This is a genomic window from Pseudomonas cedrina subsp. cedrina (assembly GCF_001983175.1).
GTDB lineage: Bacteria > Pseudomonadota > Gammaproteobacteria > Pseudomonadales > Pseudomonadaceae > Aquipseudomonas > Aquipseudomonas cedrina.
Map to the genome: position 1 here is coordinate 304,376 of NZ_MNPW01000006.1, position 26,218 is coordinate 330,593.

Genomic DNA, 26,218 nt, shown 5'->3' on the forward strand with positions numbered 1-26,218 from the left:
TGCTTGCGCACCCTCCCGGCGTTGAGTAACCCCATGAAATACCTGGTGTGCGCCCTACTTCTATTGGCAACCGCAGGCACTGCCTGCGCCCAGGCACCCAGCCTGCTGACCAAGTGCACACGCAGCGCCAACCTGCTGGCCTGCGTTGATCCGTTGGGTAATGCCTACAGCGTGGCAACCGTTGGCAGCACCACGTACTTGCGCGGATACGAGGTGATCGGCAAACGCTACTGGGCTCAGACCAACAGCCGCTACGGACAACTGACGTTCTTTACCGGGCTGGCGTCGGATGGTGAGGCGTGGGTCGGCTACACACGGCGCGTGGGCTGGACCACCCTCAACCGGTTTTCCAGTTCGGGTGGCGCCAGCGCCAAGTTCACCTGCAGCCGCGTGACCGGCTGTTAGACCTGAGCGTTCTTCTGTTGCTGCACCCACGCCAGGTAGCTGTTCATCGGTGGGTTCTTCTGGAAATACTTTTTCAGGCCTTCGAACAGGCCGTCGGCAACCGCCTGTTGATGACGCGCGGTAACCAGGCGTGCGCTGTCTCGTGCATTGGAGATAAACCCGGTTTCCACCAGGATCGATGGCACATCGGGTGACTTGAGCACCGCAAAACCTGCCTGTTCCACGCGTTTCTGATGCAGGCTGGTGATGCCTTCGAGGCTGCCGAGGATTGAGCTGCCCAGCTGCAGGCTGGAGGCGATGGTGGCGTTCATCGACATGTCCAGAATGACGCCCGCCAGCATCGGGTCCTTGTCCTTCAGATTGAGCAAGCTGGTGGCGCCAAGCAAATCCGCGCCGTTTTCCCGTTGCGCCATGAACCGCGCGGTGGCGGACGTCGCACCGCCTTCGGACAAGGCATACACCGAAGCGCCAGAGGCGGTGATGCGCGGTGCGGCATCCGCATGCACCGAGATAAACATATCGGCGTTGTGCTTGTGCGCAATTTCTACCCGCTTGCGCAAGGGGACGAAGAAGTCATCGTTGCGCACCAATTTCACGTCAAAGCCCTTTTCGCGCTTCAAGCGTTTGGCCAACAGCTGGGCAATGGACAGCACCACGTCTTTTTCGCGCTGGCCCTTGGAGCCGACGGCGCCTGGGTCCTTGCCGCCGTGACCAGGATCGACCACCACAATAATGTCGCGCTTGGGATGCGCGTTATCCACCAACGGCGCAGGCTGGGCGGCAATCTGACGAGGCGCCTGGGTGGCGCTGGTCAGGTCCAGCACCAGGCGATGGCCCTGGCCATCCTGGGGTGGCAGTAAAAAGCTGTTGAGCTGCATCGGGGCGGCCAGGTCGAGCACGATGCGCGTATCGTCTTTGCCGAAATGCCCCGAGCGGATCGAAGTGATGCCGCTGTTCGTCAACGCCAACTGCGAGAAATCACCACTGAGCCCGGCGCCACTCAGGTCGATGATCAGGCGCTCCGGCGCGCTCAGGGTAAAGGTCTTGTATTGCACCGGCCCGCTGAGGTCGAACACCAATCGCAGCTTGTCGTCCGAGCGCCACAGGCGAGCGTTGCGAATCTGCGTGGCCGACGCCGCGAAAGGCAAGGTGAACAGAGGGCTGGCCAGGAGCAGGTTAAGAAGCTGACGTCTGTGCATGACAAATACCGCAAGTGAAGGAGCTTCCCTACTCGACATGACTGAAAAAAGGCTGGAGCAGAATATTCATCGTCGACCGTATTGTTATACTATAACATGTCTAATTATTGCCAACGATGGACCTGCCTATGAATGCGCTGACTCTGCCGGATATCGCCGCGCAGGCTTCACGCCAAGCCTTGCCACTGGATTGGGTTGGGATGTGCGGCATCGCCCTGCCGATCCTGATTGACGGCCAGCGCCTGGCTGCCACCGCCGATGCCGGCGTGAGCCTGGACGATGGCACCGCCCGTGGCATTCATATGTCACGCCTGTACCTGGCGCTGGAGATGCTCGACCAACAGCCGCTTACGCCTGCACTTCTGCTTAATGTACTGCAGCGTTTTCTCGACAGTCATGAAGGTTTATCTAATAACGCGTACCTGCGGATTCACACCGACCTGCTGCTCAAACGTGCGGCGCTGGTCAGCCCGCTGGCCGGCTGGAAAAGCTACCCGGTGAGCGTCGAAGCGCGGCTGGAAAACCAGATGTTCCACGTGGAACTAAAAATTGACGTTGCCTACTCTTCAACCTGCCCCTGCTCCGCTGCCCTCGCCAGGCAATTGATTCAACAGCAATTTATCGATGATTTCGCCAACATACCGTTGCAGCATGAAGACGTGTTGACCTGGCTCGGCAGCGCTGGCGGCATCGTCGCCACGCCCCACAGCCAGCGCAGCAGCGCGCAGCTGCATGTCCAACTGCAAGGCGAGCTCCTGCCGCTTACAGAATTGATCGATAACGTCGAAGCCGCCCTTGGCACCGCCGTTCAAACCGCCGTAAAACGCGCGGACGAACAAGCCTTCGCCCTGGCCAACGGTCAGAACCTGATGTTCTGCGAAGACGCCGCCCGCCGCCTCAACCTCGCCTTGAAACGCTCGGATGCCATCAAAGCCTTCCACCTGAAAGTGATCCACGCCGAAAGCCTGCACGCGCACGATGCCGTGGCTGAAAGCCGCTGGACGAGAAACCCCGCATGATCACCTGCACCGCTTTGCGCTGGGGCGCCCCCGGCCAACCGCTGACACCCCCGATTGATCTCAAGCTGGAAAAAGGCAGCCTCACTGGTGTTATCGGCGCCAACGGCACGGGCAAAAGTAGCCTGCTCAAGGTCATCGCCGGCCTGCAAAAACCCCTGGCCGGCCATGTCAGCGTCGATGTTCCACGACGTGGCGGCCTGTCGTTTCTGCCGCAGCAGCAACACTTGGATCGCCAGTTCCCCATCAGCCTGCAAGAGTTGGTCGCCGCCGGTTTCTGGGGCACTCAACTCAGCCCGCAGCACCGCGTCCGGCGCCTTGAAGCGGTGCTGGAAGACTGGTGCCTCGTCGGTCTGGAACAGCGCCCATTGATGGCGTTGTCCGGTGGCCAATTGCAACGCGCCCTGCTGGCCCGCATGAGCCTGGCCGAAACGCCGGTGCTGCTGCTCGACGAGCCTCACGCCGCCCTCGACGAAGAAGGCCAGGCGCTGTGCTGGCAACACATTCACGCCTGGCATGCGCAGGGCCGCACAGTGGTCGTTGTCTGCCATGACCTCGCATCCGTGCGCCACCACACGCAGCACGTGGTACAGATCAAAAGCACCGGCTGCGTATTCGGCCCGAGCAAAGCGCTGATCCGCCCGCAACCTCAGATGCAGGTAGCCTGATGCACTTCGCCGCCCAGCTGTGGATGCCCTTCCTCGACTTCGTCTTCATGCGCCGCGCGTTGATCGGCGGCCTGGTACTCGCCTGCAGCACCGCGCCGCTGGGCGTGTTTCTGATCCTGCGGCGCATGAGCCTGATCGGTGACGCCGTGGCCCACGGCATCCTGCCCGGCGCCGCCCTAGGGTTCTGGTTCGCCGGCCTGAGCCTGCCCGCCCTGACCCTCGGCGGCCTCGGCGCCGGCTTGAGCATGGCCGGCCTGTCGGCCTGGATCACCCGCCGCACCGGGCTGCGTGAAGACGCCAGCCTGGCGGCCATTTACCCCATCTCCCTCGCCGCTGGCGTGCTGATCCTCGGCATCGCCGGCAAACGCCTGGACCTGCTGCACCTGTTGTTCGGCTCCGCCCTGGCCGTGGACGAAGCCACCCTCACCGGCATGCTCTGGGTGTGCGGGTTCAGCCTGATCGTGATGGCCGCGATCTACAAACCGCTGCTGCTGGACACACTCGACCCCCTGTTCCTGCGAACCGTCAGCCGACTCGGCCCGTTAGCCCATGGGCTGTTCCTGACGCTGGTGGTGCTGAACCTGGTGATCGGTTTCCAAGCGATCGGCGCCTTGATGGTGGTGGGGTTGATGATGTTGCCAGCCATCGCTTCACGTTTCTGGAGCCGGCGCCTGCCGGTGTTGATCGCGGTATCGGCGGTGCTGGGATGCCTGTCGGTGTGGCTGGGTTTGTTGCTGTCGTTCTATTACTCGTTGCCCAGCGGCCCGGCCATCGTGCTGGTGGCTGGCGCCGGGTATCTGCTGTCCGTGGTCTTCGGTCCGGTGCATGGCTTGCTGCGCCGCCCGCCCTTGCTTACATCCCAATGAGGTGTTTCCCGATGCGCGCTCTATTCGTGCTGTTCAGTCTCGTCCTGTCGTTATCGACGGCTCAGGCCGCAGACAAGCTCCAAGTGGTTACCAGCTTCAGTATTCTTGATGACATCACTCACCAGATCGGCGGCGATCACATCCAGATCAGCAACATGGTCGGCCCCGATGCCGACGCCCACACCTACGAGCCAACGCCGGACGACGCCAAAGCCCTGCTCAAGGCCAACGTGATTATCAAGAACGGCCTGGGTTTCGAGCCCTGGCTGGATCGCCTGGTGGCCAGCACCGAAACCAAAGCCACCGTGGTCACCGCCAGCAAAGGCGTGATCTCCCACACCATGGATGAAGACGGCGAGACCATTCCCGACCCGCACGCCTGGCATAACCTGGCCAACGCGCAAATCTACGTCAACAACATCACCAAGGCGTTGATCGCTGCCGACCCGGCCAACACCGCCGACTACCAGCACAACAGCCAGACCTACCTGAAACAGATCTACCGCCTGCTCGCCGAAGCCAAGGCCAAGTTCGCTGCATTGCCACCCGGCAACCGTCGCATCGTCACCTCCCATGACGCCTTTGGTTATCTGGGCCAGGCCTATGGCATCGAGTTTCTCGCGCCCCAAGGTTTGTCCACAGAACGTGAGCCGTCCGCCGCCGAAGTGGCCGAGCTGATCACGCAGATCCGCAAAGACAAAGTCAAAGCCGTGTTCATGGAAAACATCAAGGACTCGCGCCTGCTCAAGCAGATCGCTGACGAAAGCGGCGCGCAGATCGGCGGCACGCTCTACTCGGACGCCCTCGCCGCAGAAGGCCCGGCCAGCACTTTCACCGGCTTGTTCGAATACAACCTCAATACCTTGTGCGCAGCGTTGGCCAAGCCATGATCCGCAAGAACCCCTCCGGCGATCTGCCGGTGATTGCCGAATCGGCCTACGTCGACAAGACCGCGATCATCTGCGGCAAGGTGATCATTGGCGAGAACGTGTTTGTCGGCCCCTACGCGGTGATCCGCGCCGACGAAGTCGATGCCAGCGGCGCCATGGACCCGATCACCATCGGCGCCAATTCCAACATCCAGGACGGCGTGGTCATCCACTCCAAATCCGGCGCGGCGGTGACGATCGGAGAGTTCACCTCCATCGCTCATCGCTCCATTGTCCACGGGCCATGCAGCGTCGGCGACCGCGTGTTCATTGGCTTCAACAGCGTGCTGTTCAACTGCGTAGTGGGCGACGGCTGCGTGGTGCGCCATAACTCGGTGGTCGACGGGCGCGACTTGCCCGCCGCGTTCTATGTGCCCTCCACCACCCGCATCGGGCCCAACACCGACCTGTCGCAATTCCCGCCCGTGAGCGTCAGCGCCTCGGAGTTTTCTGAAGACGTGGCACGCACCAACGTCGATCTGGTACGCGGCTACAAAGCCCTGCAAAACGAGTTTTGAATCATGAGCCGCCTGCTGATCCGCAACGCCCGTCTGGTGAATGAAGGCCAGGAATTCGACGCCGATGTACTGATCGCCCACGGTCGCATCGAGAAGATTGCCGGCAGCATCGAAGGCTGCGCTGCGCCCGTCGCTATCGACGCCCAGGGCCAATGGCTGCTGCCGGGCATGATCGACGACCAGGTGCACTTTCGCGACCCTGGCGCGCCGGACAAAGGCAGTTTCTACAGCGAATCGCGCGCGGCGGTGGCCGGTGGCATCACCAGTTTCATGGACATGCCCAACACCCAGCCGGCCACCCTGACCCTGGAAGCCCTGGCGGACAAAAAGCGCCGCGCCGCCCTGCATTCGGTGGCCAACTATGGTTTTCACTTCGGCGTGAGCAACGACAACCTCGACACCGTCGCCGCGCTCGACCCGCGGGAGGTGGCCGGGGTCAAAGTGTTCATGGGCGCCTCGACCGGCAACATGCTGGTGGACGACCCACGCATCCTGGAGCGCCTGTTCGCGCAAGTCCCGACCATTCTGTTGGCCCACTGCGAACACACGCCGAGCATCCAGGCCAACGAACTGCGCCTGCGCGAGCGCTTCTGCGAGCACATTCCCGCCGTGGCACACCCACTGATCCGCGATGCCGAGGCGTGCTATCGCTCGTCGTCCCTCGCGGTGGAATTGGCCAAGCGCCATGGCACACGTCTGCACGTGCTGCACCTCACCAGCGCGCGAGAATTGAGCCTGTTCGAGGATAAGCCACTGGCGCAAAAACGCATCACTGCGGAAGTCTGCGTGCATCACTTGCTGTTCGATGACCGCGACTACCACCGCCTCGGCCACCAGATCAAATGCAACCCGGCGATCAAGACCCGCGCCGACCGCGACGCGCTGCGCCTGGCCTTGCTGGGTGATCGTCTGGATGTGATTGGCACGGACCATGCGCCGCATACCTGGGCGCAAAAACAGAAGGGGTATCGTGAGGCGCCCTCGGGCTTGCCCCTGGTGCAACACGCCCTGCCGGCGCTGCTGGAATTAGTCGCCGACGGGCTGCTGCCGTTGACCACCCTGGTGGCGAAAACCAGTCACCGTGTGGCCGACCTGTTCGCCATCCCGGATCGGGGTTATCTACGCGAAGGTTATTGGGCCGACCTGGTGTTGGTCAAAGCAGAGCCCGCAGGCAAACCGGTCAGCAGCCAACCGATCCTCGCCCGCTGCGGCTGGACGCCTTTCGCTGAGCGCAGCTTTCGCCATAGCGTCAGCACCACGCTGGTCTCCGGCCACCTGGCTTGGCACAACGGCCAGGTGGTCGACAGTTGCCAGGGCTTGCCCCTGCATTTCCTGCGTTAAGCGCGCGGCTTGACCGTACCGCAATCGTTGCCCAGCCATTGGGCGTGGGTGTCCAGGCTGCCCTTCTGCTGGATGCCGGTGGCATTGAAGGTGCCGTTGACGGTGGTGGTGAATTCCTTTTGGCTTTGGAACGTAGCGACGCCGGTGCCCTGGGCTTTGGGGCAACTGAAGCGGAATTTCCATTGATTGCCGGTCTTGTCGGTGACCTCCTGTTTGCAGCCCGATTGCGGGTCGGTCAGGGGGATCGAGTCCGAGGCGACCTGCGCCGGGGTGAGGCACACCTGCACGCCTTTACCGGCCATGGTGATGCCTTGCTTTTCCAGCATGGCGCGCTGTTCGGGGGTCATCTGTTGCTTGAGCTGACCGAGGATCAGCGACAGGTCCGGCAGGTCCTGGTTATCGACTTTCATATTGCTGGTGGTCAATTCCCACAAGCCCGGCGCCAGCATCTGCGCCTGCGCCGCCACCGGCAGCGACAAACCAATAACCATGGCTAAAGACAGCAGACGAGCATTCATCGGGTAACTCCTGGGTAATTGTTGGGCGTTAGACGCTGCAAAGGCGCCAGTGTTGCACGGCAAATAAAATAGCGACATTCCTCACCAGACATGGTCTGTTAGGCACTGGATTGCCTGGAGTACCGTCGTCCATGGATTTCTTTGGCCCGCACCTGCTCGCCTACTTCATCGCCACGCTGCACTTTCTGGGGACCCTCGCCGCGATTCACGCGGTGCTGACCGTCAGGACCGCCCAAGGCTCGATCGCCTGGGCCTTGTCACTGATGTTCATGCCTTACCTCACGCTGATCCCCTACCTGATCTTCGGCCGCAGCACATTCGACGCCTACATCCAGGCGCGTCGCCAAGCCAATCAGGAGATGCACAAGGCGATCACCGCACTGAACTGGCGCCCGTGGGTCGAGGAAGCGCTCGCCGCGCGTAACTCCAACGCCTACGCTTCCCTGCGTGCCATGCCCAAACTGGGACGCATGCCGTGCCTGGCGAACAATCAAGTGCGCCTGTTGATCAACGGCGAGGCCACCTTCAGCGCGATCTTCGACGCCATTCGCAGCGCCAGGACCGCCGTACTCTTTCAGTTTTTTATCATTCATGACGACGAGCTCGGCCGGCAACTGCACACCCTGCTGAAGGAAAAAGCCGCGCAAGGCGTCGCCACCTACGTGTTGTACGACCGTATCGGCAGCCACGCCCTGCCCCATCGCTATGTGCAGTCGTTACGTGAAGCCGGCGTGCATATCAAGGCATTTGCCACCCGCAGCGGCTGGCTCAATCGCTTTCAGGTCAACTTCCGCAACCACCGCAAGATCGTGGTGGTGGACGGCATCACCGGGTTTGTCGGCGGGCATAATGTCGGCGATGAATACCTGGGCAAAAAGCCGCCACTGGCGCCATGGCGCGATACCCACGTGCAGGTCGCCGGCCCTGTGGTGGCGTGCTTGCAGGAGTCGTTTGCCGAAGACTGGTTCTGGGCCGCGCGCGAGTTGCCGCCGCTGATCCTGCCGGACGCCTACCCCGAGGACGGCGTGCTCTGCCAGTTGCTTGCCAGTGGCCCGGCCGACCCGTATGAAACGTGCTCGCTGTTTTTCGTCGAAGCCATTCACGCGGCGACCGAACGCGTATGGATCACCAGCCCGTATTTCATCCCTGACGAAGCCGTATTCGCCGCCCTGCGCCTGGCGGTCCTGCGCGGTGTCGATGTGCGCCTGCTGCTGCCGTCGCGCCCGGACCACCGCATCGTCTACGCCGCTTCCAGCCTTTACGCCATCGAAGCGGTGCGGGCAGGCGTGCGGGTGTTCCGCTATACGCCGGGCTTTCTGCATCAGAAGGTGGTGCTGGTGGACAGCGAAATCAGCGCCATCGGCAGCGCGAACATGGACAACCGTTCGTTCCGGCTGAATTTCGAAGTGATGTTGTTGACGGTCGATGTCGCCTTCGCCAAAGAGGTGGAGCAGATGCTGCTGGACGACTTCGCGCACGCCCATGAAGTCAGCCATAAAGAAAGCCGCGAGACCCGCCGCCTTCAGCAACTGGGCATGCGGGTGGCGCGGCTTATTTCACCGATTCTGTGATAGACAATGGTTAACTAACTGTGGGAGCTGGCTTGCCTGCGATGGCGGTGTATCAGTCAACTCATCCGGTCCTGACACACAGCCATCGCAGGCAAGCCAGCTCCCACATTTATGTCTCCAGCGTTCTGAGATCAGCGATAGATATCCTCCCGCGTCCACGGCAGTTCATGGCTGCCATCCGCATGGGGCTTCACCGCCAGAATCTGGTGCAGGTTGATCCAGCCACGCGCAAACGCATAGGCGCACCCGGCCAGGTACAGGCGCCAGATCCGCAATGCCTGCTGCGGCACCATTTTCGCTGCCGCTTCCAGGTTGTCTTCCAGACGCTCGCTCCAATGGTCCAGGGTGCGTGCGTAGTGCAGGCGCAGGCTTTCGACGTCAACCACTTCCAGCCCGACTTCGCTGATTTCAGCGGTCATCATTGCCAGGTGCGGCAGCTCGCCATTGGGGAACACATAACGCTCGATGAATTCACCGGCGCCACGGCCTACAGGGCGGCCGTCGGTGTGCTTGGCGGTAATGCCATGGTTCATCACCAGGCCGCCTTCGCGCACCGCGCCGAACAGGGTCTGGCAGTACTGCGCCAGGTTGGCGTGGCCGACGTGCTCGAACATGCCCACGCTGACCACTTTGTCGAAACGGCCGTCTTGCGGCAGGTCGCGGTAGTCGAGCAACTGCAGGTCCACCTGGTCTTCCAGGCCTTCAGCTTTAACCCGTTCCCGGGCCAGTGCCAGCTGTTCCTTGCTCAGGGTGATACCGAACACTTTCACCCCGAATTCCCGCGCGGCAAAACGCGCCAACCCACCCCAGCCACAGCCGACGTCGAGCAGATACTCGCCCGGCTGCAACCGCAATTTGCGGCACAGATGGCGAAATTTGTCTTGTTGGGCCTGGTCGATGGATTCGCTGCCGGTTTCGAAATAACCGCAGGAGTACGCCATGTCCTGGTCCAGCCACAGCTGGTAGAACTCGTTGGACAGGTCGTAGTGATAGGAAATGGCCGCTGCGTCGGTGGCCTTATCGTGGAACGAGCGTACCGGGCGGCTGCCCTCGTCGTCTTCGATCAGGGCGTGACTCAACTCATCACATACGCGGATGACTTCCGAAATAGAGCCTTCCAGCTCCAGCTTGCCCTCGACGAAGGCTTCGCCCAGTGAGTCAAGCGTTGGATGGGTCAGCCTGGTCACGACCGTGGGATCCTTCACCACGATGGTCACACTGGGCTCGGGGCCCAGGTTGAATTCATGGCCGTCCCAGAGTCGAAGACGCAGTGGTAGCTGAAGATTCTGTAAGGCCGGTGGAAGTTGCGCGAGCATGAGTAGTCCCCCCCTTGTTTCAGACGTCTGAATGAGGGTAGACCATTCGCAGACAAAGTAGGAGGCTATCGATTTGATAGCCCTCTTCTATGCAGCTCGGCGCTCGAGCAGGCCTTCCTGAATCCACTGTTTCAGCCACGTGACCGCCTGCAATGGCGCACCCTCTGCGTAAGTGACTGCCAACTCGGCGCACAGTTCGGCAAAGTTCCAGCCGGTGGTCGCCATCCCCGCCAGAGCGCTGGCCTCGGCGGGTTCCAGGCTGCGGTAATGGCACACACGCTGATAGCGCCATACCAGGCAAGTCTGCGCCGAGTCCAAGGCCTGGCTCCCAGGGAATTTGGACTCGTCCTTGCTGGCACGCCAGAGCGCAACGCTGTTGAAATGGCAGGGCACCCGTTGCACCGACGGCGCCAGGCTCACCTGCAACACCGGCCAAGCTTGGGGAGGCAACAAGGTCATGTCGTTGAGGGTCAGTGGTTTGCCCTGCGGCGCATCAAACGCCAGGGTAAACACCCACTCTAACCGCGCCAGTTCCGCCAGCGGCGCACTTTGCTCCGCCACCAAGTGCTCGAGGATAAATGTGGGAAAACGCTCGCCCAGCCAGCGCAGGCTGTAATGAACCGATGGGTAACGGCGCACATAGGCCGCGGTCAGCGCCGCGAATTCATCGTCGCCCAGCCAGTAAAGAACCGCGCTGAAGTCATGCCGCAAAACGTCCTGCAGCCGCGAGAGATAAGCGTTGTGGTAAATCGCCAGGCCCGTGTCCACAGCCAGCGTCGGGCCGCCCAGCAAGGTGGCGGCGAAGCCACTGCTGGCGTTGGGCTTTTCGGCTGAAAGATAGTCTTCAAAGGCCAACTGCCAATCGGTCAGGCGCATGACTGTCTCCTGGCCAGGGCCGTCGCGCCCAATTGGCGGGCTTTGCTCAACTCGGCAAGCAGGTCCTCGAAAGGCGGGAAATGATCGTCCCGCTCCAGCAGCGTCGACACAGGCCCCAGGTGCTCAAGCGTCTGTTGATAGAGCGCCCACACCGGATCACAGACAGGATGGTCATGGGTATCGACCACATAGTCGCCATAATCCATATGCCCCGCCAGATGCAGCTGGCGGATGCTCCCCGGCGGCAGGTTGCGGATAAAGGTCCACGCGTCGAAACCATGGTTGCGCGAGCTCACATACACGTTGTTGACGTCCAGCAACAACTGGCACCCCGACAGGTGAGCCAGGGCATTGAGGAATTCCCACTCGGTAAATTCGTCCGCCCTGGAGCGCACATAACTGGAGACGTTTTCCAGCACCAGGGGGCGTTGCAACACGTCCTGCACTTGGCGCACGCGGGCGGCCACGTGGTAGAGGCTTTCTTCGGTGTACGGCAGTGGCAGCAAGTCATGCAACTGGTGGGCACTGCCGCGGCTCCAGCACAGGTGATCCGAAATCCACATGGGCTGGATACGCTCGGCAAGCTGCTTGATGTGCTTGAGGTACTCGGTATCGAGGGCGTGGGGGCCGCCGATGGACAGGGACACGCCATGCATCACCAGGGGATAGCGTTCGGCAATCGCATCCAGGTAGTACAAGGCTTTGCCGCCCTGGACCAGATAATTCTCGGAGATCACTTCGAACCAATCCACCGGCGGTGATTGCTCAAGAATCTGTTCGTAATATTCGTTGCGTAAACCCAGGCCGTAGCCCAGGAAGGGAAGAGACGTGGCCATCAAGGACTCCTGGAAAAGTGTCCGCAGCGGCTTGGAGACCCGCTGCGGTGCACCCGGTTTTGCGATTACTCGCCGACTTTGCCGCCGGCAGCGTCGCAGGCCGCCTTGGTCATGGCCTTGAAACCGTGGCCCTTGCAGACAGCCTGGCCCTTGCAGGCGTTTTCAGCGGTCTTGCAGTCGTTCATGCCTTTGCAGGAAGTCACACCGTAGCAATGAACGGTAGCGTCGGCGGCCTGTGCCTGGGTGGCGACACCGGCAAACATCGTGGCGGCAGCGATAGCCAGGGCAGCACCGGAAACGGCGTTCTTGATCTTCATTGTGTAGTCCTCATCGATCAGTAGGTAGGTCGGCCCGAACGGATTGCTCAGTCTCGACACACCACTAGAGTGAGGTGCACTGCGGGCGTTACAGCCCTCTCCAAAAAAACGGAAAATCAGTCTTCAAGCTTCAACAGCGGCTCCTGGAAGCGCAGCAAACGCCCGGCATTGCCCAGTACCAGCAAGGTACTGAGGTTATGCAGCACCGCCGCAATCATCGCGCCTGCCGCCCCGAGCCAGCCAAACGCGGCAAACACGACGATGGCCAAGGTCCAACCCAGGCCGATGATCACGTTGACCTGCAACGTCTGCCGGCACTGGCGGCTCAAGCGCACGCACGTGCCCAGGCGCCGCAGGTCGCTGCCGATCAGCACCACGTCCGCCGACGCCAGGGCGATATCCGCCCCGCCCGCGCCCATGGCCACCCCGACTACACCTGCCTTGAGCGCCAGGGAATCGTTGATGCCGTCGCCCACCACCATCGGGCGGAAGCCGCTGCCGATTTCACCCAGGACGCGGTTGAGCTTGTCCTCCGGAAGTGCCTGGGCTTCGACGTCGCTGATGCCCACCTCCAACGCGAGGCTGTCGGCCACACTTTGACGGTCACCGGTCAGCAGCAGTTGGCGACCCAGGCCCAGGTCACGCAGCTCTTGCAAGGCTTGGCGGGCTTCCGGTTTGACGCTATCGGCCAGCAGCAGCCAGGCCAGGAATTGCCCGTTCAGCGCCAGCCCGGCGATGGGGCCATCGTGAATCGGTACGGCTGTAGTGACGATACCCAATTGCTCGAATAGCTCTGGCCGGCCCAGCGCCGCTTCGCCCTGATCGGTTTGCGCCACTACGCCAAGGCCTTGGCGCTCGCGGATATCGGTCAGCGCCAGCCTGTGTTCCTGCGTCGCCAGCACCGCCAGCGCCCGGCTGACCGGATGGCTGCTGGCCGAGCCCAGGCTGGCCGCCAGGTTCAAGACGGTTTGCCGATCCGGCGCAGCGGTTTCGAGGGATTGCAGACGCAAGGTGCCAAAGGTCAGGGTGCCGGTCTTGTCGACCACTAATGAGGTCAGGTCCGCCAGTTCCTCCAGAAACGCCGAGCTGCGAATCAGAATGCCGTGCCGCGCCGCCACCGCGATACCGGCAATCGCCGTGGCCGGCGCCGACAACACCAATGCGCACGGACACGCCGCCACCAGCACGGCAAGCATCGCCTGGGCGTCATTGGTCACAAACCAAGTGACCGCCGCCAGCAACAACACCAGCACCATATAGCTGCCGGCATAGCGTTCCAGCAGCCGTGTGATCGGCGGTTTGGAGCGCTCGGCGTTCTGCATCAGTGCAATGACTTTGCCCAGGGTGGATTCATTGCCGGTGCGGGTCACCTCAAGACGCAACACGCCGTCGAGGTTGATCGCGCCGCCAAACACTTGCACGCCGACGCTGGCTTCCAACGGCACCGACTCACCGGTAATCGGCGCCGTATCCAGGCTCGCCTGGCCCGACAGCACCACGCCATCGGCCGGCACTCGGTCACCCGCCCGCACTTCCACCACATCGCCGGTATTCAGCGTGCCGTTGTCCACTTCCACGATGCCGCCGTCAGCCTGCACCAACCGCGCATGGCTGCGGGTCAGCTTGCCCAGGGCATGAATCGCCTCCTGGGAGCCGATCACGCTGCGCTCTTCCAGCACGTGGCCGAAGATCATGATGATCGGCAACAACGCCGCCGTCAGCAGATCCCCGGTGGCCCAGGCGCCGAGCATGGCCAGGGCGATGAGTTGGTCGGTGATGCCATGCAGGCTGGGAAACCGCAGGCTGTACCAGGCCGAACGCATCACCGGCACGGCCACCAGCAGGGACGCCACGCCCAGCAGCAATTGACTGACACCGCCCTGGTCCGGCGCCAGCCAGCGCCACACCAGGCCCAGTACCAGCAAGCCCAAGGCCAGCATGGCCAGGGTCAATTGCCGGGCAGCGCTGCGCTGCTCGGCAGAGGTCAGCATGGGTGCGCTCATTGTTCGGCTCCCTGGATGATCAAGCGGGCGTCGTCTTTCGGATCGACCGTGGTCACGGAACCGGCCTGGCCGAGAATCTTCGGCAGGCGCTCGCGGTACAGGCGCAGCAGCAGACCTGGGTCTTTCACCTGGGCCAGGCTGGCGACGGTCGCGGTTTGCGCCTGGGCATTGGCCAGACGTTCGCTGGCCTGGGCGTGCGCCACTTGCACCAGGCGATCGGCCTGTTGGGCCGCATTCTGGGTGAGCTTTTCAGCGTCGGTGCGCGCGTTGGCCACCGCCTTATCGGCTTGCTGGCTGGCGGTGAGGACCGCATTGAAGGCATTCACCGCCGGGCCCGGCAGGCTCGACTGCACGTCGACACGGGTGACGGCGATGCCCAACCCCAGGCCCGTGGACGCCAGTTCGGTGAGGCGTTTATTGATGCCTTGCACCAAGTCACCGCGCAGCCGCTCACGGCGTTCGGCGGCGCCGTTGTCGGTGCCGATCAGTTCGGGGCGCGCCACCAGGATCGTGTCCAGGTCGCGCGCCGCCGTCAGCGCCACGGCGCTGCGCGTCACCAAGCGGTCCAGGGCCGGCAGCACATGCGCGCCCTGCAACACAAAGGCGTAAGGCTCGGTGACTTTGTAGAACACCCGCACATCCAGTTGCACCACGCCGGCATCGCCGGTCAGCAGGTAACCGGAACCAGCCAGCGCATCACTCAACGGCGTGGCGAAGCTGGCCACGCGGTCGGCCTGGATCGCCGCGTCGGAGCGCAGCAGGGTCTCTACCCGACGTTCGATCACCCGGTCGGCAGCCGGCAACAGCACCACCTGTTCGAACGGCTGCGGCCAGGCCAGCAACAACCCGGCATTCTGGATACGGTCGAGGGCGCCGAAGTGCAACACCACGGCGCGGTTCTGCGGGTCGATCTGGCGCACATTGGAAAACGCCCAGGCCAACGCCGCCAGCACCGTCACCGCGTACAGCGCCATGAATGTCAGGCGCCCGGCCTGAATCCACGGGCTGTCCGGGCTGTCACGCTCGGTCATGGCTGGACATCCTTCGGCCCGTCCACCAATGCACGGAACGGTGCAGCGTCGGTACGCAGAATGATTTTTGTACCCGGTGTAACCACTGTGCCCAGGGTGTCCAAGGACCGCAGCAGGTTATACAACTGCGGATTACCGGCGTAGGCCCGGCCATAAATCTGCGCCGCTTCAACCCGCGATTGCGCTTCGATATCGGCGGCTTTCACCGTGGCATCGGCTTGCACAATGCGCGCATCGCGCTCGGCGGCGGAACGGATCTGCGCCGCCTCGCGCTTGCCCACGGCGGTGCGTTCTGTGGCGATGGTTTCCCGCTCGGCGCGCATGCGGTCGACCGTGGCGGTGAGCGTCACCGACGGCAGGGTCAGCCGTTCGATCCCCACCTGGGCCACGCGCACGCCGTAGGTAGTGAGCAGTTGTTGATCAATCTGCTGGCGCAATTGCGCTTCAAAATCGGCAATGCGCACCTGGCTGGCGTCGGTGTTGATCAGGCTCGACAGGTCGAAGCTAGCCGCCGTGGTTTCCAGCGCCGAACCGACAAAGGTGCGAATCTGCCGCGCCGCTTCATCCGGCTGGTTCTGTACCGCGCGCATGAAGCGCTGCACATTGTCGGCATCGCCCTGCACCTGCCACGCCACATAGGCCTGCACGATAATCCGCAGGCCATCGCGGGTGCCCACATCCTGCAAACCGCTGGACGTGGTGCGCAGGCGCAGGTCCACCGGAATCGCCGCTTCGAATGGCGCCGGCCAGCGCCAGCCCAGGCCCGGCTCCAGCAGCACGCGCGACGGGTTGCCGAAGCGGGTTATCACCGTGGCCTCGCCGGAACGCACCTGCACCAGGCTGGCGGCGGCTACCGCGAACAGCACCAGCAGCAACGCCCAGGCCATGCGCCGCCAGGGGAACGGGCCTGCCGCCTGGTCATCGCCGTGGTGATGATGGTGATGGCCGTGATGGTGATCGTGGGAATGAGCGCTCAACAGACAGACTCCTTATTGAACGGCTTTACGCGGCACCGAAGGGTCGGCCGGTAAGGTAAAAGAACGCAGATCAATCGTCGGCGCGCCATCGGCGCCCAGGCGGTGATCCAAAATAAGCAGCTTGGCGTGGGCCAGGCCCAGGCTGAGTTGGCCGAGGTAGTGTTCCAGCACGAACGCCTGGCCGGCCGTGGCATAGGCCTTTTGTTCAGCGGCAAATCGCAGGCCGGCAGCTTGGGCGCCCGCGTTCACTTCATGGGCGGTGGCCTGGGCCTGGTCGCGGGCGGTGCTGGCCAGCAACAAGGCCTGGTTGGTTTGCTCGCTGGCGGCGCCGCGCTCGCGGGAAATCAGGGCCTGGGCGCCAATTTGCGCGGCCTGTACACCGTGATACGCATTGGCGGCGCCGGCCGGAGGGTGGATCGCCTCGACGACCGTGGCGAGGATTTCCACGCCGCTGTCGAGTGTTTGCAGGTCCGCCTGCACGGCGCGGCCGATTTCATCGGCCAGAAGGGTGCGTTGCTCGCCGAGCAATTCATCGAGGGTGCGCGAGGCAAAGTCATGCACCAGGATGCGGCTGGCGGTGCTGCGAATCAGCTTCGGTACATCCGCGCTGTTATAGGTGGCGGCGAGCGCGGCCTGGTCGGTGAGGCCGATGCGGTAGACGAAACGCACATCCATACTCACGATCTGGAAGCTCTGCTTGTCACCGCTGCTGCTGGCGATCACTTGGGATTTGTCGTTCACATGGCTGGCGTCCCATAAGCGATTGGCAATCAACGGGGCCGGCCCTTCGGCGGGCGCCAGTTCTGGCGTGGCGGCTTCACTGACGCTGGTGGCCAGTTCGTGCACCACGCCGTTTTCGACGCTGATCACGCGGCCCAGCGGCCAGGGCAACCCAGCATGCAAGCCAGGGCCGAAGACTTGCACCGGTTTACCGAAGCGCTCGTAAATCCCACGGCCTTGCAGGGGCACTTCGTGCACGCCAGTGAGTGCCCAGCCTACCGCCAGCACTACAAGCAGCACCGGGAAAAACGCCCTGCGCATGTAGGTAAACGCCCAGATCTGGCGCAGGTCAATGCCGAAGCGGTTGTGCAGCTCATGCTGCAACGCGAGCAGGGGTTGCGGCGGCCAGCGCAGCAAACCGGCGATGAAACTGTGCGCCATCAAGCGCGGTTCGAGACGGGGCTGACGTGGGCTGAACAGTGACAGTACCGCCCTTAACAGAAACTCCAGCGCGACCAGCGCCGGCAGCAGGCCGATCAACACCGCCAACCGCACCGGCCAGACGGACTCAGCCCCGGCAAACAGCAGGCAAATTGCACTGATCAGCAGGCAGATAATCGCTACCCGGCTCAGTTGCGCCAGTTGCGAGGCTTCAGGCCACTGCGCGACGGTTTCCTGGGCCAGCCGACGTTCAAACACCAACAGGCCAAACGCCAAGGCCAACGCCATCGCCGCACCGATGCTTGCTGATTGCCCGACCGGGGCCGCGGGCAGCGCCAGGTTCCAGAATTCAATGACGCTGACCAGCGCCAGCAGCGACCAGCCGGCGAGCCAGAACACCGGCGCACCGATCTGCCTGCCAAGACGTTGCACAATGCGCGCGTACCGGGACGTTTCTTCAAGGGGCACCTCAACCGTCGGCGGCTCCAACGCCTGGGCACGCCAGTCGGCCACCCACCACGCCGATTGCAACCCGGCCACCAGCAGCAACAACGCCGACGCACAGTTGATCAACACCACCGGCCAGATCGACAGCGGCGCAAACAGCGCGACAAACAGTGCCAGTACCCAACCGGCGACCGCCAAACCCGTCAGGCCTATACCGGCCTGACGCAGACGACGGGCATGGAACACACCCTGTTGAAAACGCGGGAGGCCTTCCACCGAAGCGCCGTCAGCTTCCAGATCCACTTGCATCCACTCAACGTCCGCTCGTACATAATTCGTTACGATATAACACGGAGCGTGAAATTTTTGTTCGTTGAACACCGCTTTCGAATCCCCCCCCAAAACCCTTGTGGGAGCTGGCTTGCCTGCGATGCAGACACCTCGGTCTATCCGTCGCACCGAGGTGATGCTATCGCAGCGGTGCGACGACTCGACAAGCCAGCTCCCACATAAGCCCGCTCCCACAGGAGTACATCATTGAGCTCCAGACCGTGACTAAACCCCCATAAACACGCGCCATCACTGGTGCGGGCCGCGATTAATCGGCACACTCCAGACACTTTTTCGCGGGTCCACGGACAAGGATGCGTTACCCCTCATGATTTCGATCTACCAGCTCAAGCCGCGTTTTCAAAACCTGCTGCGCCCGCTCGTGCAGCGCCTCTACGACAACGGCACCACCGCCAACCAGATCACCGTGCTGGCCGGCGTGGTTTCGCTGCTGGTCGGCCTGCTGATTGCCAGCTTTGCCCAACACCTGTGGCTGTTTGCGCTGATCCCGCTGTGGATGATCCTGCGCATGGCCCTCAACGCCATCGACGGCATGCTCGCCCGGGAATTCGGCCAGCAGTCGCGCCTGGGCGCCTACCTCAATGAGCTGTGCGACGTGATCGCCGACAGCGCACTGATCCTGCCCTTTGCGCTGATCCCTGGCGTGAGCCTGGCGCCGGTGCTGCTGGTGGCGCTGCTGGCGGTGTTCAGCGAATACGCCGGCGTGCTGGGGCCGATGGTGGGCGCGTCGCGCCGCTATGACGGGCCGATGGGCAAGAGCGATCGGGCGTTTGTATTGGGCGTGCTGGCCACCGGCGTGGCGCTGGGCTGGCTCGGCGCGGCTTGGGTCGACGCGGTGATGTGGCTGGTGGCCGCCCTGCTCGCCTACACCCTGGTCAATCGCGTACGCCAAGGCCTCAAAGAACAACCAGACACTTCCCCTTCTGCATAAGGATTTTGCGATGCGCACACAGCAAGAGCACAACTTCGGTACCCATGATGGCGTTGAGCTTTTCTACCGGCACTGGCCGGCCACCGCTCCCGCGGATGGCCAGGTGCGCAAGGCAATTGTGTTGTTCCATCGCGGCCATGAGCATTCGGGGCGGATCGCCCATCTGGTGGATGAACTGAACCTGCCGCAATTCGACTTCTTCGCCTGGGATGCACGCGGCCATGGCCAGTCCCCCGGCGAGCGCGGTGACAGCCCGAGCTTCGCCACCAGCGCCCGCGATGTGCAGACCTTCTGCAATCACATCGGCGCCACGTATCACATCGAGGAAGAGAACCTCGCCGTCATCGCCCAAAGCGTCGGCGCGGTGATTGCCGCGACTTGGGTGCATGATTACGCGCCCAGGATCCGCGCGCTGGTGCTCGCTTCCCCGGCGTTCAAGGTGAAGCTCTACGTACCCTTCGCCCGGCAGGGGCTGGCGCTGATGCGCAAGTTGCGCGGCAATTTTTTCGTCAACAGTTACGTCAAGGCCAAGTTTCTCAGCCACGATCCGGAACGCGTGGCGTCCTATGACACTGACCCGCTGATCACCAAGGCTATTTCGGTGAATGTGCTACTGGGCCTGTACGAAGCCGCCGACCGAGTGGTCGCCGACGCCCAGGCGATCCAGGTGCCGACTCAACTGCTGGCCTCCGGCTCCGACTTCGTGGTGCACCGCAAACCCCAGCAGCAATTTTTCGACCGCCTGGGCAGCCTGAAAAAAGAACTGCATGTCCTGCCCGGGTTTTTCCATGACACCCTGGGCGAACGCGACCGCGCCACCGCCGTGAACAGCGCCAGGCGTTTTATCCTGCAGAACTTCGAATACCCGCTGGACCGCGCCTCGCTGCTCGATGCCGACAAATTGGGCGCCACCTGCGCCGAATCCGAAGCCCTCGCAGCGCCGCTGCCGCGCAACTCCCTGCGCGACCTGTACTGGCGCATGACCCGCGCCAGCATGGGCCTGGGCAAGAACCTGTCGGAAGGCGTAAAGCTGGGCTTCGACACCGGCTTCGACTCCGGCAGCACCCTGGACTACGTGTACCGCAACCAACCCACCGGCAAGGGCGGGCTGGGCCGGATGATTGACACCAACTACCTCAACTCCATCGGCTGGCGCGGCATTCGCCAGCGCAAGCTGAACGTCGAGGAGCTGCTGCGCCTGGCCATGGCCAAGTTGCGCGCCGATGCTCGCGAAGTGCGCATCGTGGATATTGCCGCTGGCCACGGCCGCTACATTCTCGAAGCGTTGCAGGGCGTGTCGCCGCTGCCGGAATCGATCCTGCTGCGCGACTACAGCGACATCAACGTGCGCGACGGTGGCGCGTTGATCCGCGAGAAGGGCCTGGGCGATATCGCGCAGTTCGTCAAAGGCGATGCGTTCGACCGCCTGGATCTGGCCGCGCTGGAGCCCAAGCCGACCCTGGCGGTGGTGTCCGGGTTGTATGAATTGTTTGCCGATAACGCCATGGTCGGCGGCTCACTGGCCGGCCTGGCCGAAGCGGTGGAGCCCGGCGGTTACCTGGTCTACACCGGCCAACCGTGGCACCCGCAGTTGGAACTGATCGCCCGCGCGTTGACCAGCCACCGCCAGGGCCAGGCTTGGGTGATGCGTCGACGCAGCCAGGCGGAGATGGATCAACTGGTGGAGGCCGCCGGTTTCCGCAAGATCACCCAGCGTGTGGATGAGTGGGGCATCTTTACCGTGTCCCTGGCGCAGAAGATCTGAGCATGCGCGAACCCGGTTTATTCAAACCCGCGTTGCTGTGGCTGCTGCTGTTGGCGCCGCTGTTTTTCAGCACCTACGGCTTTGCGACCTGGGTCACCAGCCAACGCAGTGACGTCGGTACGCTGGTGTTCGGCTGGGAAACCCATATGCCGTTCTGGGCCTGGACCATCGTGCCCTACTGGACCATCGACCTGCTCTATGGGTTCTCCCTGCTGTTGCCCACTACACGGCATGAGTTGAAACAACACGCGTTGCGCCTGTTGAGTGCGCAGCTGATCGCAGTGAGCTGCTTCCTGATCTGGCCGCTGCGCTTTACCTTCGAGCGCCCGGAGCTAGACGGCGTGTTCGGCTGGCTGTTCGCGGTGCTGGCCGGGTTCGACAAGCCGTTCAACCAGGCGCCCTCGCTGCATATCGCACTGCTGGTGATCCTGTGGGTCATGTATCAGCGGCATGCCCAGGGTGTATGGCGTTGGCTGGTGCATGGCTGGTTCGCGTTGATCGGTATTTCGGTGCTGACCACTTATCAACATCACTTTATTGACCTACCCACAGGCGCGCTCGCGGGTTGGATCTGCGTGTGGCTGTGGCCGGTGGAGCATCCGAGCCCGCTGTTGAAGGCCCGATTTACACGGGATCCCAAGCGTTGGCGGTTGGGCCTGCGTTACGGCCTGGGCGCGTTGGTGTTGGCGATCCTTGCCTTTGCCGTAGGCGGTGGTGGGTTATGGCTACTGTGGCCAGCGGTTTCCCTGGGCTTGGTCATGGCGAATTATCTGCTGCTGGGGGCCGCGGGTTTCCAGAAGCGTGCCGATGGTCGGCTGACACCTGCTGCGCGCTGGCTGTATGCGCCCTATCTGGCGGCCGCGTGGGTCAATTCGCGCCTGTGGACCCGCAAGCATCCACAGCCTGACCTGATTGTGGATAACGTCTGGCTTGGGCGCATTCCTACAGCAAGCGAGCAGGAGTCCTTCAAGGCCATCGTCGATATGTGCGCCGAATTGCCGATTAATCCACAGGGCCGCGCCTATCAATCCATCCCGGTGCTGGACTTGATCGCCCCGACACCCGCCGAATGCCTGCAAGCCGCGCAAGCCATCGAGCGCCTGCGCCGCAATGGCCCGCTGCTGGTGTGCTGTGCTCTCGGCTACTCACGTAGCGCCACCGCCGTCGCCGCCTGGCTGTTGCATACCGCACGCGCCGCGACGATAGAGGATGCGCTGGCTATCATTCGTACAGCGCGGGCCGATGTGGTCCTGCACCCCGCACACCGTGAAGCCTTGGAGGGTTTGCCCCATGCCCGCTGATATGGAACTTCAGGTTGTCGCCAGCCTGCTGCGCCGTGGCCGTTCGCTGGATCAGTTATCCACAGGCCTGACGCTGATCGGTGTCGGGTTTGGCCTCGCCCAATTGCTGATGGCCAGCATTGCGCCGATCTGCCTGCTGCTCAGCCTGTGGATGATTATCCTCGGGCTGTTGCAAAAGTACTGGGCGCTGCGCGTGGCTTTGGATGCCGACCTGTTCGCCCTGCTGGCCCGCGATATCGACCGCACGGCGGACCTCGACCAGGCCCTGCAAACCCTTGGCCTGCAATCGCCCAAGCGTGCCGGCCGGCCTTGGACGGAGCGCCGTCGCGGTGCCCTTAAATTGCTGCGCAAACAAGCCTGGCTGCTGGCCGCGCAAGCGCTGCTGACCCTGGGCGTCATTCTCGCCAGCCCCTGGCTGCCTTTCGCCGGATAAGGAACCCCCATGTTCGAACCCGTGGTCGCCACGCTGATTACCTCCATGGCCCGCACCGTCACTGGCGCGCGCAGCCTGTGGCTGGGTTGCGCGCCAGTGCCGGTGCAACGCATCTACTTCGCCAACCACAGCAGCCACGGCGACTTTGTCCTGTTGTGGGCCTCCTTGCCGCAGAACCTGCGCAAATTCACGCGCCCGGTAGCCGGCAGCGACTACTGGAACAAAAGCGCTTTGCGTCGCTACATCATCAACCGGGTGTTTAACGGCGTATTGATTGACCGTGAACGCAAGGACCCTGTGGATAACCCGTTGCAGCCCATGCTCAACGCGCTGGAAGGCGGCGACTCGCTGATCATCTTCCCCGAAGGTACACGCAACCTGGAGGACGGCTTGCTGCCGTTCAAAAGCGGCCTGTACCACTTGGCGAAAAGTTACCCACAGGCCGAACTGGTCCCGGTGTGGATCGCCAACCTCAACCGGGTCATGCCCAAAGGCCGCGTGCTGCCGCTGCCACTGTTGTGCACCACCAGCTTCGGCGCGCCGTTGCAATTGGAAGAAGGCGAAGACAAGGCTGCCTTTCTCGCCCGTACCCGCGACGCCCTGCTCGCCCTCGCCCCGGAGCATTCCTGACATGGATAGCCAAACCTTGATGCTGTTCGGCGGTATCGGCGCGATCCTGGTGCTCGCCTCGCTGATTGGCCTGATTCTCAAGCTGCGCACACGCGGCACCCAAAACGCGGTGATCGACAACCTCAACGCACGCATCAACGCCTGGTGGGTGATGGTGGTGGTGATCGGCATCGCCTTCTGGCTGGGCACCGGCGCGGTGATCCTGTTGTTCTACGCGGTGTCGTTCTACGCCCTGCGCGAATTCCTCACCCTCACGCCCACCCGCCGCAGCGACTACCCGGCACTGGTCGCCGCGTTCTACCTGGCACTGCCGCTGCAATACCTGTTGATTTACTCGGACTGGTACGGGCTGTTCTCGATCTTTATCCCGGTGTACGTGTTCCTGCTGCTGCCGATCCTTGCCTCCCTGGGCGGCGACAGCACGCATTTCCTGGAACGCGCCTCGAAGGTGCAATGGGGCCTGATGATCGCCGTGTTCTGCGTATCCTTCGTCCCGGCGTTGCTGACGTTGGACATCCCCGGCTACGAAGGCCGCAACCTGCTGCTGATTGCCTACCTGGTGATCGTGGTGCAACTGTCCGACGTGCTGCAGTACGTGTGCGGCAAGCTGTTCGGCAAACACAAGATCGCCCCCAACCTGTCACCGTCCAAGACGGTGGAAGGGTTTGTCGGCGGGATTCTGCTCTCATCCCTGATCGGCGCCGCGTTGTGGTGGACCACGCCGTTCAACCCGTGGCAGTCATTCTTGATTGCGCTGCTGATCAACCTGCTCGGCTTTGCCGGCGGGATTGTGATGTCGGCGATCAAGCGCGACCGGGGTGTGAAGGATTGGGGACACATGATCGAAGGCCACGGCGGGATGCTGGATAGGCTGGATTCGGTGTGTTTTGCGGCGCCGATTTTCTTCCATCTGGTGCGGTACTGGTGGACTTGAATTTTTTAAAGCTAACAAATTGAATTGTTTTATAAGCCTATCGGCTAACGATAACGTATATTCTGTTAGCTTATAGGCTTATTTATTATATTTTTTGTATGCCTATAGGCTAATATCTATTTCAATATTGATAGCCTATAAGCTTACAAAGGTCTTTTATCATGGGTACTTCCAATCTCTACAAGCTGCGCCTTTCTCAAGTAGAACGCGCCATCGAACCTTTCAATACCGTTAAAGGCGTGCCCGTTCCGCAAGGCGGTTGGCTGCGGTCTATCAGAGAATCGCTAGGTCGCTCATTAAGAGCTCAGGCCGAAATTGCGGGCGTCTCTTCAGTGACCTTGACCAAATCCGAACGCTCCGAGGCCGAAGATCGGATATCGCTCGCACAGCTGAGAAAGCTGGCGGCAGCGCTGGACTGTGAACTCGTCTACGGCCTGGTCCCCAAAAAGCCTCTGCATGAAGTCATACAAGACCGCGCCGAACTGATGGCCAAGCAAGAAATCCTAGGCGTCGCACATTCCATGAGCCTTGAAGATCAACGGCCTTCCGATGCGTTCATCGAACGTCAGATTGATGAGCGCCGCAAAGAATTGCTCGACGGTTCGTGGAAACGCCTATGGCAATAGAACTGGAACTTAAACCCGGCCAAACCCCTCTCGACCCTGACGAAGTCGCTGGCCTGAAACCGAGACACATCGCCACCCAAGGCGAATTGGATGAGTGGGAGGCGCAAAACATCGTCAAAGCCTCACGCTGGATAGCCCGGCAGAGAAAGCTGGATGTGCTGAACGATCATTTCCGCCGTGAGCTGCACGCGAAAATGTTCGACGACACATGGAAATGGGCCGGCACGTTCCGCAAATCAGATAAGAATATCGGCTGTGACTGGACGCAGATTGCCGTCAACTTGCGCCAGTTACTCGACAACATGGCTTATTGGCTGGAGCACAACGTCTTCCCGCCAGAAGAGGTTGCGGTGCGCTTTCATCATCGACTTGTTTGGCTACACGCCTTCCCGAATGGCAACGGCAGACATGCTCGCCTCATGACCGATTGCCTGCTCAGGCAATGTGGTCTTGCGCCCTTCTCCTGGGGGCGCGGTAACCTGGTGACCGCGACCGAAGTTCGCCAACGCTACATCCAGGCGCTTCGCGCTGCTGATGCCAATGATTACGCTCTGCTGTTGGCATTCGTGCGTAGTTGAAGCGCCGCTTAAGGATGACGGGCAAAGTCTGAAATTACGTCTCCTACGCCCCGCGTCCCTTTCTTTCGCAGGACATTTCCGAGAGAATCCCAGCCGCTTGTGCCCCGCCCTTTCGATGGCTAGTCTGCGTTCGTCACTGCCAGTTCAGTGACCGGGTTTAGCAGCTCGAACGTTCAACATTGGGCGCACAAGCGCCATCTCAAGCATGGCGTTTTTTTATGCCAAGGCTTTATGGTGGCTGTGCGCAGGGCACTTTCGGGTGCGCCGGGTTCCCAATGTTCCGGCCTGCTAACCTGCGTACAGCTGCCACCCATTGTTTAGCAGCGATGGTTGTCGGCTCCAATTACCTACATTGGAGTTACCGCAATGAGCAAAGTAAAACCCAACCCGCCCCACCATTTTTTCACCACCCATCCCGACCTCAGCCTGGAAGACGCCCTGGCCTACGCCTCGGACCTGCTCCACTGTGCCGAAGGGTTAAGCGATTCGCCCAAAGCCGCCGGCTACCTGATGGAAATGGCCAAAGTCATGGTGGATCGTTCACTGGAGTGCATGAGTCCGCAGTAACGCTGTGGCGAGCCTGTCAACGCGGCCAGGCTCCTTGTTGAAGAGATGGGATGCTGCGCAGTTTTGATCGGTTTTGCGCTACGTCTCACTTTTGTGCAAAACACCTG

At 62.1% G+C, this 26,218-nt stretch carries 27 protein-coding genes; 17 read left to right on the forward strand and 10 right to left on the reverse strand.

Going from position 1 to position 26,218, the window contains the following annotated elements; translation table 11 throughout:
* Positions 1-33 precede the first annotated feature (33 nt).
* Complete coding sequence (locus BLL36_RS14700) at positions 34-405, forward strand: glutamine synthetase (RefSeq protein WP_076952123.1); 372 nt, start codon at positions 34-36, stop codon at positions 403-405.
* Here the strand turns inward: BLL36_RS14700 and BLL36_RS14705 are convergent.
* Positions 402-1,604: an N-acetylmuramoyl-L-alanine amidase gene (locus BLL36_RS14705; protein ID WP_076952124.1), complete on the reverse strand. Its 1,203-nt coding sequence runs from the start codon at positions 1,602-1,604 to the stop codon at positions 402-404. The genes BLL36_RS14700 and BLL36_RS14705 overlap by 4 nt on opposite strands.
* Positions 1,605-1,732: 128 nt before the next feature.
* Here BLL36_RS14705 and folE2 point away from each other — a divergent pair, with 128 nt between their 5' ends.
* From folE2 to BLL36_RS14735, 6 genes are read left to right on the forward strand one after another with little or no spacing between them, the layout of a single operon-like run.
* Entirely contained in the window at positions 1,733-2,623 is an 891-nt protein-coding gene (gene folE2 / locus BLL36_RS14710) for a GTP cyclohydrolase FolE2 (RefSeq protein WP_076952125.1), read from the forward strand.
* A complete protein-coding gene (locus BLL36_RS14715) occupies positions 2,620-3,288 on the forward strand; it encodes a metal ABC transporter ATP-binding protein (RefSeq protein ID WP_076952126.1) in 669 nt (222 codons plus the stop codon). Before folE2 ends, BLL36_RS14715 begins: the two co-directional genes overlap by 4 nt.
* Positions 3,288-4,154, forward strand: a complete 867-nt coding sequence (locus BLL36_RS14720) for a metal ABC transporter permease (protein WP_076952127.1) — start codon at positions 3,288-3,290, stop codon at positions 4,152-4,154. Before BLL36_RS14715 ends, BLL36_RS14720 begins: the two co-directional genes overlap by 1 nt.
* Positions 4,155-4,165: 11 nt before the next feature.
* Positions 4,166-5,044, forward strand: a complete 879-nt coding sequence (locus BLL36_RS14725; protein WP_076952128.1) for a metal ABC transporter substrate-binding protein — start codon at positions 4,166-4,168, stop codon at positions 5,042-5,044.
* Positions 5,041-5,601: a gamma carbonic anhydrase family protein gene (locus BLL36_RS14730; protein WP_076952129.1), complete on the forward strand. Its 561-nt coding sequence runs from the start codon at positions 5,041-5,043 to the stop codon at positions 5,599-5,601. Before BLL36_RS14725 ends, BLL36_RS14730 begins: the two co-directional genes overlap by 4 nt.
* A gap of 3 nt (positions 5,602-5,604) precedes the next feature.
* A complete protein-coding gene (locus BLL36_RS14735) occupies positions 5,605-6,942 on the forward strand; it encodes a dihydroorotase (protein WP_076952130.1) in 1,338 nt (445 codons plus the stop codon).
* Here the strand turns inward: BLL36_RS14735 and BLL36_RS14740 are convergent.
* Positions 6,939-7,460, reverse strand: a complete 522-nt coding sequence (locus BLL36_RS14740) for a DUF3617 domain-containing protein (RefSeq protein ID WP_076952131.1) — start codon at positions 7,458-7,460, stop codon at positions 6,939-6,941. The genes BLL36_RS14735 and BLL36_RS14740 overlap by 4 nt on opposite strands.
* 131 nt (positions 7,461-7,591) lie before the next feature.
* On the opposite strand from BLL36_RS14740, the gene cls reads away from it, so the two are divergent.
* Entirely contained in the window at positions 7,592-9,031 is a 1,440-nt protein-coding gene (gene cls, locus BLL36_RS14745; protein WP_076952132.1) for a cardiolipin synthase, read from the forward strand.
* A gap of 131 nt (positions 9,032-9,162) precedes the next feature.
* Here cls and cfaB read toward each other — a convergent pair whose 3' ends face one another.
* The 8 genes from cfaB to hflK (BLL36_RS14785) all read right to left on the reverse strand — a co-directional run bounded on the left by cfaB (position 9,163) and on the right by hflK (BLL36_RS14785) (position 18,304).
* Positions 9,163-10,347: a C17 cyclopropane fatty acid synthase CfaB gene (gene cfaB, locus BLL36_RS14750; protein ID WP_076952133.1), complete on the reverse strand. Its 1,185-nt coding sequence runs from the start codon at positions 10,345-10,347 to the stop codon at positions 9,163-9,165.
* An 87-nt stretch (positions 10,348-10,434) separates the two neighbouring features.
* On the reverse strand, positions 10,435-11,223 hold the full coding sequence (locus BLL36_RS14755) for an HvfC/BufC N-terminal domain-containing protein (RefSeq protein WP_076952134.1): 789 nt from the start codon (positions 11,221-11,223) through the stop codon (positions 10,435-10,437).
* A complete protein-coding gene (bufB, locus tag BLL36_RS14760) occupies positions 11,214-12,059 on the reverse strand; it encodes an MNIO family bufferin maturase (RefSeq protein ID WP_076952135.1) in 846 nt (281 codons plus the stop codon). The genes BLL36_RS14755 and bufB overlap by 10 nt, the downstream gene beginning before the upstream one ends.
* A 65-nt stretch (positions 12,060-12,124) precedes the next feature.
* Positions 12,125-12,376, reverse strand: coding sequence for a BufA2 family periplasmic bufferin-type metallophore (gene bufA2, locus BLL36_RS14765; RefSeq protein WP_076952136.1), 252 nt, complete (start codon positions 12,374-12,376; stop codon positions 12,125-12,127).
* 116 nt (positions 12,377-12,492) lie between these two features.
* Positions 12,493-14,379 carry a cation-translocating P-type ATPase gene (locus BLL36_RS14770; protein ID WP_076952137.1) on the reverse strand — a complete coding sequence of 629 codons (1,887 nt, stop codon included), beginning with the start codon at positions 14,377-14,379 and terminating at the stop codon, positions 12,493-12,495.
* Entirely contained in the window at positions 14,376-15,410 is a 1,035-nt protein-coding gene (gene hflK / locus BLL36_RS14775) for a protease modulator HflK (protein WP_076952138.1), read from the reverse strand. Before hflK (BLL36_RS14775) ends, BLL36_RS14770 begins: the two co-directional genes overlap by 4 nt.
* A complete protein-coding gene (gene hflC / locus BLL36_RS14780; RefSeq protein ID WP_076952139.1) occupies positions 15,407-16,387 on the reverse strand; it encodes a protease modulator HflC in 981 nt (326 codons plus the stop codon). Before hflC ends, hflK (BLL36_RS14775) begins: the two co-directional genes overlap by 4 nt.
* Before the next feature lie 12 nt (positions 16,388-16,399).
* Positions 16,400-18,304, reverse strand: coding sequence for a protease modulator HflK (gene hflK / locus BLL36_RS14785; protein ID WP_076952140.1), 1,905 nt, complete (start codon positions 18,302-18,304; stop codon positions 16,400-16,402).
* A gap of 349 nt (positions 18,305-18,653) precedes the next feature.
* Between hflK (BLL36_RS14785) and BLL36_RS14790 the strand changes: the two genes are divergently transcribed.
* The 9 genes from BLL36_RS14790 to BLL36_RS14830 all read left to right on the forward strand — a co-directional run bounded on the left by BLL36_RS14790 (position 18,654) and on the right by BLL36_RS14830 (position 26,111).
* A complete protein-coding gene (locus BLL36_RS14790) occupies positions 18,654-19,277 on the forward strand; it encodes a CDP-alcohol phosphatidyltransferase family protein (protein WP_076952141.1) in 624 nt (207 codons plus the stop codon).
* A 10-nt stretch (positions 19,278-19,287) separates the two neighbouring features.
* On the forward strand, positions 19,288-21,042 hold the full coding sequence (locus BLL36_RS14795; protein ID WP_076952142.1) for a bifunctional alpha/beta hydrolase/class I SAM-dependent methyltransferase: 1,755 nt from the start codon (positions 19,288-19,290) through the stop codon (positions 21,040-21,042).
* A gap of 2 nt (positions 21,043-21,044) precedes the next feature.
* Positions 21,045-22,343: a phosphatase PAP2/dual specificity phosphatase family protein gene (locus tag BLL36_RS14800; RefSeq protein WP_076952143.1), complete on the forward strand. Its 1,299-nt coding sequence runs from the start codon at positions 21,045-21,047 to the stop codon at positions 22,341-22,343.
* The gene (locus tag BLL36_RS14805) at positions 22,333-22,776 is read left to right on the forward strand and encodes a hypothetical protein (protein WP_076952144.1); all 444 of its coding nucleotides are present in this window, start codon (positions 22,333-22,335) and stop codon (positions 22,774-22,776) included. Before BLL36_RS14800 ends, BLL36_RS14805 begins: the two co-directional genes overlap by 11 nt.
* Before the next feature lie 9 nt (positions 22,777-22,785).
* Positions 22,786-23,406 (forward strand): lysophospholipid acyltransferase family protein, encoded by a 621-nt coding sequence (locus BLL36_RS14810; protein ID WP_049710832.1) that lies wholly within the window; start codon positions 22,786-22,788, stop codon positions 23,404-23,406.
* Position 23,407: 1 nt separating this feature from the next.
* Positions 23,408-24,340, forward strand: a complete 933-nt coding sequence (locus tag BLL36_RS14815; RefSeq protein ID WP_076952145.1) for a phosphatidate cytidylyltransferase — start codon at positions 23,408-23,410, stop codon at positions 24,338-24,340.
* A 161-nt stretch (positions 24,341-24,501) separates the two neighbouring features.
* Positions 24,502-24,966, forward strand: coding sequence for a helix-turn-helix domain-containing protein (locus BLL36_RS14820; RefSeq protein ID WP_076952146.1), 465 nt, complete (start codon positions 24,502-24,504; stop codon positions 24,964-24,966).
* Positions 24,957-25,544, forward strand: a complete 588-nt coding sequence (locus BLL36_RS14825) for a mobile mystery protein B (protein WP_076952147.1) — start codon at positions 24,957-24,959, stop codon at positions 25,542-25,544. Before BLL36_RS14820 ends, BLL36_RS14825 begins: the two co-directional genes overlap by 10 nt.
* A 366-nt stretch (positions 25,545-25,910) precedes the next feature.
* The gene (locus tag BLL36_RS14830) at positions 25,911-26,111 is read left to right on the forward strand and encodes a DUF3077 domain-containing protein (RefSeq protein WP_076952148.1); all 201 of its coding nucleotides are present in this window, start codon (positions 25,911-25,913) and stop codon (positions 26,109-26,111) included.
* The last annotated feature ends 107 nt before the right edge of the window (positions 26,112-26,218 follow it).

Bases quoted from the DNA above. Each gene is read 5' to 3' on its own strand.
- BLL36_RS14830 (WP_076952148.1), top strand. From the start codon at position 25,911: ATGAGCAAAGTAAAACCCAACCCGCCCCACCATTTTTTCACCACCCAT.
- BLL36_RS14700 (WP_076952123.1), top strand. From the start codon at position 34: ATGAAATACCTGGTGTGCGCCCTACTTCTATTGGCAACCGCAGGCACT.
- BLL36_RS14810 (WP_049710832.1), top strand. From the start codon at position 22,786: ATGTTCGAACCCGTGGTCGCCACGCTGATTACCTCCATGGCCCGCACC.
- BLL36_RS14800 (WP_076952143.1), top strand. From the start codon at position 21,045: ATGCGCGAACCCGGTTTATTCAAACCCGCGTTGCTGTGGCTGCTGCTG.
- BLL36_RS14715 (WP_076952126.1), top strand. From the start codon at position 2,620: ATGATCACCTGCACCGCTTTGCGCTGGGGCGCCCCCGGCCAACCGCTG.
- BLL36_RS14725 (WP_076952128.1), top strand. From the start codon at position 4,166: ATGCGCGCTCTATTCGTGCTGTTCAGTCTCGTCCTGTCGTTATCGACG.
- BLL36_RS14720 (WP_076952127.1), top strand. From the start codon at position 3,288: ATGCACTTCGCCGCCCAGCTGTGGATGCCCTTCCTCGACTTCGTCTTC.
- BLL36_RS14795 (WP_076952142.1), top strand. From the start codon at position 19,288: ATGCGCACACAGCAAGAGCACAACTTCGGTACCCATGATGGCGTTGAG.
- BLL36_RS14790 (WP_076952141.1), top strand. From the start codon at position 18,654: ATGATTTCGATCTACCAGCTCAAGCCGCGTTTTCAAAACCTGCTGCGC.
- hflK (WP_076952140.1), bottom strand. From the start codon at position 18,304: ATGCAAGTGGATCTGGAAGCTGACGGCGCTTCGGTGGAAGGCCTCCCG.
- cfaB (WP_076952133.1), bottom strand. From the start codon at position 10,347: ATGCTCGCGCAACTTCCACCGGCCTTACAGAATCTTCAGCTACCACTG.
- BLL36_RS14735 (WP_076952130.1), top strand. From the start codon at position 5,605: ATGAGCCGCCTGCTGATCCGCAACGCCCGTCTGGTGAATGAAGGCCAG.
- BLL36_RS14805 (WP_076952144.1), top strand. From the start codon at position 22,333: ATGCCCGCTGATATGGAACTTCAGGTTGTCGCCAGCCTGCTGCGCCGT.
- BLL36_RS14815 (WP_076952145.1), top strand. From the start codon at position 23,408: ATGGATAGCCAAACCTTGATGCTGTTCGGCGGTATCGGCGCGATCCTG.
- bufA2 (WP_076952136.1), bottom strand. From the start codon at position 12,376: ATGAAGATCAAGAACGCCGTTTCCGGTGCTGCCCTGGCTATCGCTGCC.
- BLL36_RS14740 (WP_076952131.1), bottom strand. From the start codon at position 7,460: ATGAATGCTCGTCTGCTGTCTTTAGCCATGGTTATTGGTTTGTCGCTG.
- hflK (WP_076952138.1), bottom strand. From the start codon at position 15,410: ATGACCGAGCGTGACAGCCCGGACAGCCCGTGGATTCAGGCCGGGCGC.
- cls (WP_076952132.1), top strand. From the start codon at position 7,592: ATGGATTTCTTTGGCCCGCACCTGCTCGCCTACTTCATCGCCACGCTG.
- BLL36_RS14755 (WP_076952134.1), bottom strand. From the start codon at position 11,223: ATGCGCCTGACCGATTGGCAGTTGGCCTTTGAAGACTATCTTTCAGCC.
- BLL36_RS14820 (WP_076952146.1), top strand. From the start codon at position 24,502: ATGGGTACTTCCAATCTCTACAAGCTGCGCCTTTCTCAAGTAGAACGC.
- BLL36_RS14705 (WP_076952124.1), bottom strand. From the start codon at position 1,604: ATGCACAGACGTCAGCTTCTTAACCTGCTCCTGGCCAGCCCTCTGTTC.
- BLL36_RS14825 (WP_076952147.1), top strand. From the start codon at position 24,957: ATGGCAATAGAACTGGAACTTAAACCCGGCCAAACCCCTCTCGACCCT.
- BLL36_RS14770 (WP_076952137.1), bottom strand. From the start codon at position 14,379: ATGAGCGCACCCATGCTGACCTCTGCCGAGCAGCGCAGCGCTGCCCGG.
- folE2 (WP_076952125.1), top strand. From the start codon at position 1,733: ATGAATGCGCTGACTCTGCCGGATATCGCCGCGCAGGCTTCACGCCAA.
- bufB (WP_076952135.1), bottom strand. From the start codon at position 12,059: ATGGCCACGTCTCTTCCCTTCCTGGGCTACGGCCTGGGTTTACGCAAC.
- BLL36_RS14730 (WP_076952129.1), top strand. From the start codon at position 5,041: ATGATCCGCAAGAACCCCTCCGGCGATCTGCCGGTGATTGCCGAATCG.